Annotated in this window: 15 protein-coding genes; 6 read left to right on the forward strand and 9 right to left on the reverse strand. The window is 57.2% G+C overall.

Going from position 1 to position 13,433, the window contains the following annotated elements; translation table 11 throughout:
* Positions 1–5: 5 nt before the first annotated feature.
* The 4 genes from DA915_RS14350 to DA915_RS14365 are packed head-to-tail and all read right to left on the reverse strand — an operon-like array spanning position 6 to position 2,274.
* Positions 6–320, reverse strand: coding sequence for a hypothetical protein (locus DA915_RS14350; protein WP_107676268.1), 315 nt, complete (start codon positions 318–320; stop codon positions 6–8).
* Complete coding sequence (locus DA915_RS14355) at positions 321–944, reverse strand: thermonuclease family protein (RefSeq protein WP_107676269.1); 624 nt, start codon at positions 942–944, stop codon at positions 321–323.
* A complete protein-coding gene (locus tag DA915_RS14360; RefSeq protein ID WP_107676446.1) occupies positions 941–1,576 on the reverse strand; it encodes a thermonuclease family protein in 636 nt (211 codons plus the stop codon). Before DA915_RS14360 ends, DA915_RS14355 begins: the two co-directional genes overlap by 4 nt.
* A 17-nt stretch (positions 1,577–1,593) precedes the next feature.
* Positions 1,594–2,274 carry a nuclease gene (locus tag DA915_RS14365; RefSeq protein ID WP_107676270.1) on the reverse strand — a complete coding sequence of 227 codons (681 nt, stop codon included), beginning with the start codon at positions 2,272–2,274 and terminating at the stop codon, positions 1,594–1,596.
* Between the two features lie 127 nt (positions 2,275–2,401).
* Between DA915_RS14365 and DA915_RS14370 the strand changes: the two genes are divergently transcribed.
* The 5 genes from DA915_RS14370 (at position 2,402) to DA915_RS14390 (ending at position 6,479) form a co-directional block, all read left to right on the forward strand.
* On the forward strand, positions 2,402–2,803 hold the full coding sequence (locus DA915_RS14370) for a hypothetical protein (RefSeq protein ID WP_107676271.1): 402 nt from the start codon (positions 2,402–2,404) through the stop codon (positions 2,801–2,803).
* A gap of 139 nt (positions 2,804–2,942) precedes the next feature.
* The gene (locus DA915_RS14375; RefSeq protein ID WP_107676272.1) at positions 2,943–3,692 is read left to right on the forward strand and encodes a ParA family protein; all 750 of its coding nucleotides are present in this window, start codon (positions 2,943–2,945) and stop codon (positions 3,690–3,692) included.
* A gap of 3 nt (positions 3,693–3,695) precedes the next feature.
* Positions 3,696–4,097: a hypothetical protein gene (locus tag DA915_RS14380; protein WP_107676273.1), complete on the forward strand. Its 402-nt coding sequence runs from the start codon at positions 3,696–3,698 to the stop codon at positions 4,095–4,097.
* 5 nt (positions 4,098–4,102) lie between these two features.
* Positions 4,103–4,495, forward strand: a complete 393-nt coding sequence (locus tag DA915_RS14385; RefSeq protein ID WP_107676274.1) for a hypothetical protein — start codon at positions 4,103–4,105, stop codon at positions 4,493–4,495.
* A complete protein-coding gene (locus tag DA915_RS14390; protein ID WP_107676275.1) occupies positions 4,461–6,479 on the forward strand; it encodes a relaxase/mobilization nuclease domain-containing protein in 2,019 nt (672 codons plus the stop codon). The genes DA915_RS14385 and DA915_RS14390 overlap by 35 nt, the downstream gene beginning before the upstream one ends.
* A gap of 35 nt (positions 6,480–6,514) precedes the next feature.
* On the opposite strand, the gene DA915_RS14395 is transcribed toward DA915_RS14390, so the two are convergent.
* From DA915_RS14395 to DA915_RS14405, 3 genes are all read right to left on the reverse strand, one after another.
* Positions 6,515–7,156: a hypothetical protein gene (locus DA915_RS14395; RefSeq protein WP_107676276.1), complete on the reverse strand. Its 642-nt coding sequence runs from the start codon at positions 7,154–7,156 to the stop codon at positions 6,515–6,517.
* 97 nt (positions 7,157–7,253) lie between these two features.
* On the reverse strand, positions 7,254–7,919 hold the full coding sequence (locus DA915_RS14400; RefSeq protein WP_107676277.1) for an acyl-homoserine-lactone synthase: 666 nt from the start codon (positions 7,917–7,919) through the stop codon (positions 7,254–7,256).
* A 75-nt stretch (positions 7,920–7,994) separates the two neighbouring features.
* On the reverse strand, positions 7,995–8,735 hold the full coding sequence (locus DA915_RS14405; RefSeq protein WP_107676447.1) for a LuxR family transcriptional regulator: 741 nt from the start codon (positions 8,733–8,735) through the stop codon (positions 7,995–7,997).
* A gap of 497 nt (positions 8,736–9,232) precedes the next feature.
* Here DA915_RS14405 and DA915_RS14410 point away from each other — a divergent pair, with 497 nt between their 5' ends.
* On the forward strand, positions 9,233–10,660 hold the full coding sequence (locus DA915_RS14410) for an ISNCY family transposase (protein ID WP_107676278.1): 1,428 nt from the start codon (positions 9,233–9,235) through the stop codon (positions 10,658–10,660).
* A gap of 484 nt (positions 10,661–11,144) precedes the next feature.
* On the opposite strand, the gene purU is transcribed toward DA915_RS14410, so the two are convergent.
* Both purU and glnT read right to left on the reverse strand, forming a co-directional pair.
* Positions 11,145–12,029: a formyltetrahydrofolate deformylase gene (gene purU, locus DA915_RS14415; protein ID WP_107676279.1), complete on the reverse strand. Its 885-nt coding sequence runs from the start codon at positions 12,027–12,029 to the stop codon at positions 11,145–11,147.
* A gap of 90 nt (positions 12,030–12,119) precedes the next feature.
* Entirely contained in the window at positions 12,120–13,427 is a 1,308-nt protein-coding gene (gene glnT, locus DA915_RS14420) for a type III glutamate--ammonia ligase (protein ID WP_107676448.1), read from the reverse strand.
* Positions 13,428–13,433 lie beyond the last annotated feature (6 nt).

Consider the following 13,433-nt stretch of genomic DNA (forward strand, 5'->3'; position numbering starts at 1 on the left):
TAACCTCAATATCCTTCGATCCCGAGGCGTTTCAGGATCGCGATCGGATCGGTTTCGCACTCCGATTTCCATTCACGATGTTTGGCGCAGGCATAGGCGTATTGGCTAAGGTCCGCCGAGGACAGATCGGCAAGCCCGTTGCCAACCGCCTTCCATTGCTGCACGTCTGCCGGATCGCAGCCAGCACCGCCCGCACCGCAAAAGTCCGGATCGCGTTGCTCGATTTGAGTTTGCGTGGCGCCGTCCTGCGCGCCGGCGATGACCGGAGAAACTGCCAGCAAGATCGCAAAAATAGCAGAAGCTCCGAAAGGGTTTTTCATTTAACCTCCTTGCACTTGCGTGAGCGACAGTGCTTTGTCGCGAGTAATAGGTAGGGGCAGGGGAAGCCCCTCTTCGGTGGCTGGCGCACGGCCGTCAGATTCCTCACCAGACACTGGCGATCCGTTGAAAAGCCAGGGCGGAGACAAGTCCGGCGAGGACCAGATGCCAAAGCCAAGCCCTCTCGCCTTTCTCTCAATATCGAAATAGGCGGGAACCTGGGGCTCGTTGGGATAGTTGAAGGCGTAGCCGATCCCTTCGGCGATCGCCGTCGCCGCCAGATTGGTCTCGCCCACAAAACAATGGGCGATCATATTCTTGTTGCCGTCGCGCCCGACCGGAGCGCAATTGACATTCTGGCCGAACGTTCGAAGAATCATCCACGCGCGCGAGACCTGACCGACCGGCCAGATCACGCCTTCGGTTGTCGCGTTCTGCACCAGCCGGGGGGCTTCATATCCGGCCAGACGGACGCGCTGACGGGTTTTGATGAACTCGAATGTGGTCCCATCGACGATCTGAACTTTGCCGTATATCTGACGCGGAACGTCGGTGGGGCGGGCTTGCCCCAGCGACCCTGTCGGGGTGAGGGCGAGCAGAATCATCGAGATGGTGGCAATCTTCATCGCGACACCCCGGCTTGTTGCATCAGCACGGAGACCGGGTGCGGCATGTCGGGATAGGCCCAGAGCCCTGCGCGGGCAGTGCGCGCGCTTTCCTCGGCAACCCTGTAGCCAGGAACAATGAGTTGGCCGGTGCTATCGACTGCGGCAAATCCCCATCCCTGCGCGATAACATAGGTCGCAAGATCATAACGGTTCTCGCCTGCCGTCGTCTGGCATGCGACTGCCGCATTGTTCTGATCGATCATCTGAATGTTGGTGCAGATGGGCTTTGTGTCTCTGACCAGGGCCTGCATCATGATCACGTTCAGTTCTCCACAGTCGCGCGAAGTCCCCTGAGATACGGTAACGGCGGTCCCGCGCAGGCATGCCTGTAGACCATAGAGCCGATACCGCCGGCCGCCTGAGACCCAGCTATCGCCGGTTTCGAACTGTGCATGCGTCGGAAACGGTACGAATGCGGAAGATGGCGAAAGCGCCGCGTCTTCCGTGACAGGAGCGTCAGCTTGCGATGCCTGAACGGGAACGACTGGTGGCGAAAGAAGCTGCATTTGCGGGAATTCGTTACCGGCAAGCATCGGCATAATGACAATGCCTGCGTAGAAGCCGGAAACTGCGATCGTGGAAATAAGCATCGAGGTCCCGATCCGCATCAGTGCATTGTTGGATTGGCGCGGTGGCGCTCACCGTAGGGATGGAGGAAATGGGCGCTGGCCCAGATACCGGCTTTTGTCCCTCGTGCGACTTGTTCCGCCTGCGCATATTCCGGAAAGACTGGCCGGCCAGCGCTGTCACGGAAGGCGAAGGCTACTCCCTTGCTAATCAGCACTTCAGAGAGCGACCGCGCCGTATCTCCGTCCATGAAAAAGCATTCCGCATATCGTACTGTCGGACGGCCGGGGCTCCGTCCAAGCTCATGGCAGGGGAATGCAATTCCAGCGACGTCCTGTACCTCTGCGATGGTCGCAGTCATCGCGGCAAGCGAGATCATGGCACAGGTCGCGATGACACCCGCATAATCGAGCGACTCGGTTGAACGGCAACCCTGAACCCCGGCTAGCTTTATAATCGTTCCATCTGTCGCGAGAAAAGCGCTGCCGCTCAGCGCAGCTTTCGGGGTGACACTCTGGAGATCAAGTCGTGTTGCGATAGAGGACGTATCGAGCGGTGTCGTCGATGCGGGGACCAGGTCACGCCCTTGCACATAGGCTTGCTGGTAGTAGCTGACAAACTCGGCAGCCGTGCCGGCCCTGGCTGTCTCGGGCAGCGAGATCAGAGCACTCCAAAAGCTGTAAATGAGGAGGCGAAAAGATCGCCATGCGCCATTCTTCATGTTCGCATCCGTCACCTGTTGACTTTTTTGAACATGCACGAAATTGTACTGTAGTGCAAGTATGGAAAAGCCGCGAAGATTAAGGTAAGATTGTTCAGGTACTCAATTTGCATGTGGAGACAAGAAGATGGCGATGTATCAAAGGGCGCTCATAGCCTTCACTCTTCCATTCCGTGCTGTGTGGTTGATGCTCCAGATTGCGTGCTTTTTGCTGGTGTCAGCGGCATGCATTTTGGTCGCAGCCTTCGTCGGCTACTGGATTGTGTTGACGTTCTCCTATGCTTTTCTGCCGCTAGAAACGACGGAAAACCTTTGGCAATGGGCAGCCGATCTCTATGCTCGGTCCGCATGGTTCAAGGCCGCGACAACCACCTCCTTCCTGCTGCTCGTCCTGCCAATCCTTCGATTTTGGCCGGGGAGGGATCCGATTTCCGAGGCTGCACGTGAGCGCGAAATGGTGCGGCTCAATGAGGGGCTAATCGCAGCCCGACAGCAGGAGGAAGCACGAGCAAAGCTTCGTGCCCGGTAAAAGAATGCGTTTCCCTCGTGTCAGATGGGAGCGAAGACAACTTGCCGAACCCATTGGGTTTCGATCTTCCGCTTACGAACGCGTGAGCGGGCTCGATTGGTCGCGACACCGGCTTCGGCCCAAAAGAGTGAGAAATTCAATGACAGCAAAACCTCTCTCGCTCGCTATATCGACCTTCAAGGGCGGGGCCGGAAAGTCGACCCTGAACGTCAATCTTGCTTCGGAGTTTGCGCAGCAGGGGCACAGGACGCTTCTGATCGATTGCGACGAGCAGGAATCCTCGACGCGCTGGTACAATGTCTCCATGAAGCGGGGACTGTTGCCGACCGACGGGACATTGTTGCATCTGCGCGTGGCGCCTGGAGACAGGTTTCGTGAGCGGCTCGACAAGGCTCCCGAAGCGGACATCCGGATCTACGATGTCGGTGGTTACGTGCATCAGCGCGCGATCGAGGTTTACCACGAGTGCGATGCTATCCTCATTCCAGTCATTCCCGAGCCGACGGCTGCCACATCAGCCATCAAGGTGGCTACCATTTTGACGGAGATAGGCCGGAAGCGGGATCGTGGGCCGATCCCATACGCGGCGATCTGGAACTACGTGGACATGATTGCCCTCAAACACAATCGATCCCTTCCCGAGGTTCACGCCATCCTGACGAGCGGTCGGATTCCGATGGTCGAGACGGTCGTGCGCAAGAGCAATCATTTCAGCGATGTCGGGGCCGGTTATGGCTCCCTTTACTCCAAGCTTGCAGGTATCGCGAACAACCCGTCGTTGACGCCGTCGGCCAAGCGCAGGGCCTCGGAAAGCGTGCTCGATGCGATCGATCTGGTGAAAAGGATCAACAACGAGTTCATCGGGCTTCTACAGGCGGAGGCAGCATAAACGATGTCGAGGGAAAGAACGCCTGCCGGAAACATTCTCGCCCTTGCCCGGTCCCGGGAAGAGCAGGCCAGGGATGTGCAGGAGGCCGCGACCTCGTATATGCCAACGACCATCGACCTCGACACACTCATGCCCGATGGCGTTGCGCAAGGGCAGGAAACGGCACCTCCTGAGACCGATGTGCCCAAGGCCCACGCGCCAGCCAGGCAAGAACGCAAGGAGCGATCAATGCCGCAGGCGCCCGCCAAAGCGGCTGGCGTATCCGCGAAACGAAAACGGATATCGCTCTATCTCGACGACGACGTGTTGACGAAGATTTTCCGAGTTTCGTTGGAGAGCCATGAGCAACTGTCGTCGGCGACGCACAGGCTCATCCTGGAGGCGCTGAAGGCGAGGGGGCTGTAGATCGCATGCGACATCCGCCCATCATGTTTCGTCTGCCGGATCACATCCTGAACAATGTCGACGCTCTCGCCGGACGGCTCGACGTCTCCGTCAACATCGTCGCCAAGCTGATCGTCACCAGGGAGATTATGCACGTTCCCGCGATGCTCGAAGAACACGACCGGCAAATGGCGAACATGCATCAGTTTCTCCGCGAACTTGCCTATCGCAATGAGGCGTTTCTTGCGCAAGAGGTTGGACACGCCGAGGGGACTAGGTTGATTGCACAGAAGCTGGACGAGGTGATGGGGGCCATCGACGCCGTCCGCGATGCCGCCTTTGTCCGGCCGTCATCTTACATTGTCGAGCTCATCAGGAAACACGATGAACGAGGTCTCCAGAAATCCCTCGAAGTCTAGACCGGAAGGCCGGCGACTGCCGAGTTACCTTGATTTGATCGAAGACGATCTGCGCCGACGCGGTGGCGGCGGCGGCAGCGGAAAACGACCGTCAGTCGGCCAAAGCAAGCGACCCTCAGCCAAGAATGCTGGCGCTGCCTCGGCGATCAGCCGGGCCGCGGGCAAAAATGCGGTGGTGGTCAAGGTCTTGTCCTATGGCGCCGGCGCTGGTTCCGCCCGCAATGTGCTTTCCTACCAGAGCAAGGAAGAAAAGGCACACGATCAGGACGGCCGCGAAGTATCCGATCTGAACGAAGCGGTGCGTTCATGGGAGAGGGATTTTGGCAACCGGAAGGGGAGCAGCGACGTGCTGCGTCTTACCTACGAGCTTGAAAAAGCCGGTCGCGAAGAAATAGCCCGCGCTCTCGCCTCCCTCGCCGATGACGGTTTCCATCAAGCGGGCGACACTGGCCGGACGTACGCCTTCAGTGTGAGTGACGGCGTAAACGGGCAGACAAGATTGCATTTCGCACTGGTCATTGCGCACGAAAAGAAGGACAGGTCGGATCGAAGCAGCAGCAATCGCATCCCGGGCGAGCTCGATGCGGCCCATGCAATCGACGCACGCATGGACGAGGCGTTGCGGAAAGCGGGGATCACGCCGATCTCGCGATACCCGGCTGAGTTCTCGTCAGGTCCGAAGGGGCTGACCGCAACGCTGCACGCCATGCAGCGCAGGGGTGCGGAGGTAACGCTGTCGACGAAGACGCATGTTGAGGAGCGTCCTGGCAGGAGCGGCCGATACCTGCATGGCACTGAGCGGCGCGAAATCACCACTGCGGATCACAAGCAACTGACGGCGGAAGGGAAAATCGTCGGCGCCCTTATGCAAACCCGTCAGCCGCGGGATTTCATGCACCTGTTGCTGTCAGGACCGGCAAATGTCGATCGCGATCAACTCATTCTTGCCGGCCGTGATTTCCTGAGGGAGCAATTTGCCGGGCATCGCTATGCCTATGCCGTCCATAATCGCACCGATCTCGACAAGCATCCACACCTGCACGTGATTGTCGCGCTACGCAATTCCAATGGCAAGATGCTCAATCCGAACATTCGCGACTTTACCGAATGGCGAGTCCGATTCGCCGACAAAGCACGTGAACGCGGCATCCTGATCGATCGTCAGAAACGCCTTGAGCGCGCGGGCCCACCGCCCGTCAAACGCTGGGAATGGGAGATGTTTCGGCGGATGGGAGCCACGGCCCCGAGTAACGTCGTCGAGAGAGTCCTGGCGAAGGTTCGAGATACGCCGACTGCTCCCAGATTGCTGGATGCACAAAAGCGGCTCAATCAGAGCCGACGCTCGGTCGGACTTGTTCTCAAAATGTTGGACGGCATAGCGAAGGATCGGTCTGCTCCTAGCTCGGCGCGTGAGCTTAGCCAGGACCTGTCGACTGGGCTGCAACGTGAATACCGTCGGCTTGAGGCAGCCGTCCATGCCGGCCGTGATCCAACACGTGAGAAAGGAGAAGAGCACATGCTAAGATCGACACCAATCAACCCCACCCAGGCTAGGGCCGCGAAAGAAACGCTCGCAAACGCTGCGATCAATCTCGCTGCGAAGATTGCCAATCCATACGATCGGCTGATTTTCGAGCAAGCGACGAAAGTTATTGGCAAGGTTGTTGGATTCCAGCTCGACGCGCGCGTTGCGAAAAACCACGATCGCGGTGAGGCTGACAAAGACAAACGCAGCCTGGACGACCTGGCGACGAAGTCGGCGGCTGGTCGCGATCATGTTGCGGAGCAGGGCGTCGTCAACAAGAGCTCAAACAACCGCTCGGTCGATCAATCACGCATCGCCCGGTCCAACGCCGAACACGACACACCGGAAGCCGATCGGCCAGATCGCGAGCGGGAAAAGACCCAGCAACGGTCTCGCGAGGCGCAAAAGTCGGTAAAGCTTCGCCCTCCTCAGGAAAAGGATCGCGACCGAAGCCGCTGAGTGGAAGATACTCATTCGTGTCCTCGGCATTTAATTTAGGCTGACCGTGGCCGGCTCCGTCCCAAAATCCGTTGAATCTCAGCGTGAAGCCGTTGTGTGTCCACTGTTTCGCCCGGATGAAGATATTGTCGTTCCATTTCTCTCGAAGGCGCGATGCTCCGATCCGTTGGCAGCCCAGAATATTCGATAGCCGAAATACCTATGTCGGTTGCCGCAAGAAGACCGGCATCGGTGCTGTTGACAAATATGGCTTCCTTCTTATCGACACCATACCACTCAACGGCTTGTAAGATCATGCCGGAGATCAACCCATCCGTCTTTCGTTGCTCCTCTCCTGCCTGGGCTGCGGTTGCGCTTCGTTGCTGAGAAATATCCCATGCCATCCAGAAATCAGGCATCGCCTCCCGGATCCGCAACAACTCGTCCAGCCGTCCGGTCAGGGCCGCGAATTCTGCTATGCCGTGGGAGCCGACGTCCATTCCTCTTGCATCCGAGACAAACCCAAACCTTACGCCGATCACTCGCAAATTCTGAAGCATTTGGACGAATTCGTTGCTGATGTCTCCCAGCATGAAATCCCTGGGCGGACTATTTCGTCTCAACAGGGTTCCATCTCTCTCGAAAATGACGAGACCTGTCGAGCCGATTTTGCGGAATGTGCTTTCACTGCTATTCATTGGCTAACGATCAAAGCCGGAAGCCAGCCTTGCCTTGTTGAAATCTCAATACCTGGCAACCGCTCCCCTCAGTCTGTTTGGTTGCCGCAGCACCGATTTAAGCGGTCATCAGAACTGGCATTTCAGGCTCCCGCGTGGCAAATGAACGGCCGACATATAAGGGCTGGACAATCTGCAGGTTCACCTGCATTTGCCTGAGGACGCGTTGCGAGACCTCGAAGGCTCCGCAGCATACTGGAAACCTTCCGTAGCGATCGGCCCGACCGAGCTCATCGAACTCTGCCCCGGCACGTTTGTAGAGTCTCCGCATGTGCGGTTCGTAATTCGAGATCAGAGTGTCAATGCCGTTGTCGAGGGCCACTTCGCACAGCGCAAGCAGGAGCAGGCAGAAGGCGTGATCTGGGCGCATGTCGGGAAGGTCGCAGGCAATGGCCTCCTCGTCGATACACATGCGAGTGCCCTCCCATATGCCGGGCGCGACGAGATCGCACGCGTTCGGAAATGTTTCGCGGAAGACGTCGTAGAGAAGTGTGGGGCCTGTCGTCGGCATGAGCCGAACCGAGCCGTAGAGCTTCTCCCGATGGTCGTCGCACCAAATTAGATAGGCAGGATGAAGATCGTCGTAGCGATCCCGTTCATAAGGTCCTGACACTACCACATCCCAACCGAGGTGGTCAGCGAAAACCTTCTTCCTCAGTCGGAATGACTGATCGAGGAGCTCGATATGCTTGTGATATTCGTGAGCCTGCACAAGAACGTACATGATTGCCTCCATCTAGTGACTGGAGGGAGCATGATTGAGAGCGAGGAGACGATAAATATCCAGAGAATTGTACTCCTAGTTCTGGGTATTTACATATGGATTTATCAGACGGAGCTGGATCGCCTTGGCGATCGTGGCCGTGATCGGACCTCCACCAAGTTTGTTGCGGGCTGACTTTAGATACGCTTGAGTGGTGTGTTCCGATAGCTTGAGAATTGCCGCGATGTCCTTGCTGTCCTTCCCGAGAGCCGTCCAGTGGAGGCATTCAAGCTCACGGGCGGCGAGTTGAGGGACCGGGTCGTGTTCACCATAAAGTTCGAAGACGGCTTTCCTATGAATTACGAAGGCAAGGTCTGCCCACTCAGCACGGAATTGCGACACTAGGGCGTGCCATTCGTCCTCGCGTCTTGCGGAGTTTATTGATAAAAGCGCGCGGCGCGTTTTGGTAACAATAGGGATGGAGTAGCCGTTGTCACCGAGCCCATGCTGTTTGGCATCCATGATAAAATCCAGCGCCGGCTGCGGAATTTCGATTTCGCACCAATCGAACGGCAGTTGCCGCAGCAGACCCTCGCGAAGGATTGGATCGATCTTACCGTAGCCACGGAGCAAATACCGTGCAATCCAAGCATCGGGATAGGTTGTTCTAACGAATGGGGTGTCAACCAGATCAGAAACTGTTTGGGCAAGGTGATAGGTGACGAAGTCGATATCGTAGTTCCGCTGAAAGATGGCCAGTGCCGTCTGGACGTTTTGAGCGTCCTCAATTCCCAGGAGAGTTTCTTGCCATCGTGCAGAATAATTCTCCTGTTCCATCCCATGCTCCATCGGAATGATTATTTTCCATAATTTCACTTATCGTGCTGATCGCGAATAGATGGCTCTGTGATCTACTCCGTAGGGCGCCGGGTTGCTGCCGCCGTCAAAACATGACAACAGATACACGCTTTGCAATGGACTACCCAGGGTTTAATTTAGCGCAAAAATTATCCCAGAGAAAAAATTATTCCAATTTCCTGAGCCTTGCACTCACATTAATGTGATATGGGAAATAACCCATGTATCTTGCCGTGTTAGCTAGGGCTCAACACCGTTCCATATGCAAACGTCGATTCCGAATTTACAATCTAAGATAGAAAAATCGCATAATCTTGGTTATGGAACTATCCTGTGTAAGGGCTATTTAGTAATGCGACAGTTGGGCCAGTTAGAGATGCGACAGTCTCGCCTCTCGACGCGCTGGTCAATATCCACGTCGGGAGCAAGGATGACGATCTTCAGCCTGGTCGAGACCATGAGCGGTCGGAGTCGTCATGTCCTTTATGATCACCATGTCGCAGAAAGAATTGCATCGCCTCGAAGTCATTCAGAAGATCCGTGATCAGCGCCTGAGCGTCGTCCAGGCCGCCGAGTTGCTTGGGCTCAGCCGAAGTCAGGTGCACAGGCTGCTGCAGGCCTATGACCATTCAGGTGCGGCCGGCCTGGTTTCGAAGAAGCGAGCGCGGCCCAGCAATCGACGCCACAGCGAGGAGTTTCGCAATGCGGCGCTGGATCTGATCCGCGAGCGCTATCTGGATTTTGGCCCGACGCTGGCACGTGAGACGCTGATCGAACTGCATCATATTTCGGTGGCCAAGGAGACGTTGCGTCAATGGATGACCGAGGCCGGCATCTGGATCTCGCGCCGCGAGCGCAAGAAGCGGGTTTTCCAGCCACGCGGCCGGCGCGACTGCTTTGGCGAACTGGTGCAGATCGATGGTTCGCATCACTGGTGGTTCGAGAACCGTGGCCCCAAATGCGCCCTACTCGTTTATATCGATGACGCCACCGGCAAGCTCTTGCATCTACGGTTTGCCGGATCGGAGAACACATTCGACTATCTGCACGCGACGAAGGCCTATCTGCAGCAATGGGGCAAGCCGCTGGCGTTCTACAGCGACAAGCATGGCGTTTTCCGCAGTACGCATGCGTCGGAGAAAGACCGGACGAGTGGCCTGACACAGTTCGGTCGGGCGCTTTATGAGCTGAACATCGACATTATCTGCGCCAACACCCCGCAGGCCAAAGGCCGTGTGGAGCGCGCCAATCAGACGCTGCAGGATCGCCTTGTGAAGGAATTACGGCTTCGCGGTATCGATACGATTGAGGCAGCCAATGTCTATGCGTCAGAATTTATTGCGGATTTCAATGCCCGTTTTGGCAAACCGCCACGCAATCCGAAAGATATGCATCGGCCACTGGCCGATCATGAGAACCTTGACGGCGCCATGTGCCGCAAGGAAGTCCGCACGCTGTCGCAGGCCCTGACATTGCGCTACGACAAGGTCTTGTTCATTCTCGATCCGACTGACCTTTCCAGGTCCCTGGCGGGTAAGAAGGTCGTCGTCTGCGACTATCCGGATGGTCGTCTGGAGATCATGCACGAGAGCTTCGCCATGCCCTACAGAACCTTCGACAAGTTGCAATCGGTGCATCGGTCCGAAGTCGTTGAGAACAAGCGTTTGGACGACGTGCTGTCGATCGTCGCTGAGCTGCAGGCTGGGCGCCAACAGCAACGTAGCAAGAGCGGCCCTCGCCGCACTGGCCAGACGGATCATATGTTTGGGATACCGGATGGCAGCACGAGCAATGGCTATCAGAAGCGCGGTCGCAAGCCTGGTCGGCGGACGGATTACATGAACGATTCGGAAGTCATTGCCAAAAGGCAGAAGGCACTGGCTCGGATGGAAGCGGCGGAATGAATGGGTGTGGACATAGTCTCAAAGCTAAAGCCGAAGGGGTGCCCCTCACCCGCCCCCGCTCCGCCCTTTCAACCCGGCCCAGCCGGCCGGATCGGGGGCTGATCATCAGAGCCAGTGTCGCGTTTCTAACTGGCCGACAGCGTCGCAGCCCTATTCAGCTTTGACATCCTGCGGTTTTGTTCCTATTGCTTTTCGAAATGAGTACGAAAGTTCGTATTCGTCTTTGATCGCGGGTTGCCATGCCAAGTATCCGCAATATCTCTATCCACGGATATCTGCGCTGGTTGAGTTCGACAAGGAGCCACGACGTGTCCCCTACCGCCAACAGCGATCTCCGCCCCTTTCGAAAGCGCATCGGCAGCTCGCCGTGAGTGAAAACAGGTTCTGGCTCTCTATATTATGGCGTACCAACTTATTTAGCCGCGCATCATCTTCATGGCAACAGCCGACACGCGGCCGGACGGGCTGCCCCGCCCGAAACAACTCACCCCATCCTTTCCGACGCATAGGAGCCGGGACCGGGAGGAAACACCACGGTCCGGCTGCCGTTCAAAAACACACGTCGATGAATGTGGGCATGAATGGCGCGGGCCAGCACTTGCGCCTCCACATCACGGCCGAGCGAGACATAATCCTCGGCCGACTGGGCATGGGTGATGCGCACGATATCCTGCTCGATGATCGGCCCTTCATCCAGATCGGCCGTCACATAATGGGCCGTCGCACCGATCAGCTTCACACCGCGCTGATAGGCTTGCTTGTAGGGGTTTGCGCCCTTGAAGGACGGCAGGAAGGAATGATGGATATTGATGATTTTGCCCGACATGGCCTCGCACATCCTGTCGGAAAGCACCTGCATGTACCGCGCCAGCACGACGAGTTCCGTGCCGGTACTTTCCGCGATCTCCATGATCCGGGCTTCGGCCTGCGGCTTATTCTCCTTCGTCACCGGAATGTGGTGGAAGGGAATGTCGTGATTGACCACCACCTTCTGGTAATCGAAATGGTTGGAGACGACGCCGACGATGTCGATTGGCAAGGCTCCGATACGCCAGCGATAGAGCAGGTCATTGAGGCAATGGCCGAAGCGCGAGACCATCAGCAGAACCTTCATCCGTTCAGCCTGATCGTGCAGCGCCACCTCCATGCCGAATGTCTTCGAAATTGGCGCCAGCCCCGCCATCAGCTCATCCCGCGTCGCACCTTCCTCGGAGATGAAACCCACACGCATGAAAAAGCGACCGGTGCCGAGATCATCGAACTGCGAACTGTCGACGATGTTGCACCCTTTCTCCGCCAGTAGGCCTGAAAGGGCGGCAACGATGCCACGGGTGGATTTGCATGTTACGGTCAGGACGAAGTTCGTCATCCGGCACTCTCTCTGTCATCGATATGGGAAAAACCCGCGCGGTTTGACGCGCGCGGGAAAAGCCGCAAGGGCGGCGGGGAAAAACCGGGCTCAGACGTCGAGCGTGGTTTGATGCTCCCAGGCGGTGAACTGCGCGCAATAGCTGTTCCACTCACCCTGCTTGAGCTTCAGATAGGCCTTCGAGAACTCCATGCCGAGCGCCTGCTGCAATTCCGCATCCTTCTCATATTCGCGCAGCGCATCGAGAAGATTGAGCGGCAGTTTCGGCGCATTCGTCACCGTATGGCCTTCACGATACATGTCGATATCATGATGCGGACCGGGATCGGCCTGCGAGCGGACACCGGAGAGGCCGGCGGCGATGATGATGGCCTGCAGCAGATAGGGATTCACGGCGCCATCCGGCAGGCGCAGTTCGAAACGCCCCGGCCCCGGCACGCGCACCATGTGGGTGCGGTTATTGCCGGTCCAGGTGACCGTGTTCGGTGCCCAGGTCGCACCAGAAATGGTGCGCGGTGCGTTGATGCGCTTGTAGGAATTGACCGTCGGATTGGTGACGGCCGCAAGGGCGGACGCATGTTTCATGATGCCGCCGAGAAACGTCTTGCCCTTTGCAGATAGCCCGAAAGGCATTGCCTTGTCGGCAAAGGCGTTGACCTTGCCGTCGAGGTCCCATACCGAAATATGGGCATGGCAGCCATTGCCGGTCAGCCCCTTGAACGGCTTCGGCATGAAGGTGGCGCGCAGCCCGTGCTTTTCGGCGACGGATTTGACCATGAACTTGAAGAAGGAATGTTTGTCGGCGGTCTGGAGCGCATCGTCATATTCCCAGTTCATCTCGAACTGGCCGTTCGCATCCTCATGGTCGTTCTGGTAGGGCTTCCAGCCAAGCTCCAGCATATAATCGCAAATCTCGGCGATCACGTCGTAACGGCGCATCACCGCCTGCTGGTCGTAGCACGGCTTTTCCGCCGTATCGTATTCGTCGGAGATTTTGGTGCCATCCGGCGAAATCAGGAAAAATTCCGGCTCCACGCCGGTTTTGACCCGTAGCCCTTCCCCGGCCGCTTCCGCGATGAGTTTTTTCAGGACGACGCGCGGCGCCTGTTCCACCGGCTGGTCTTCCATGACGCAATCGGCAGCGACCCAGGCGACATCTTTTTTCCAGGGAAGCTGGATGACCGAAGAGGCATCCGGCACGGCGAAAAGATCGGGATGGGCCGGTGTCAGATCGAACCATGTAGCGAAACCGGCAAAACCAGCGCCGTCCTTCTGCATATCGGCGATGGCTTCTGCGGGAACCAGCTTGGCACGCTGGCCACCGAAGAGATCGGTATAGCTGATCATGAAATATTTGATGCCTTTTTCGGCAGCAAATGTGGAGAGGTCCAGTGTCACGTCATT

Source organism: Agrobacterium sp. LAD9 (assembly GCF_003031125.1).
Lineage (GTDB): Bacteria > Pseudomonadota > Alphaproteobacteria > Rhizobiales > Rhizobiaceae > Agrobacterium > Agrobacterium radiobacter.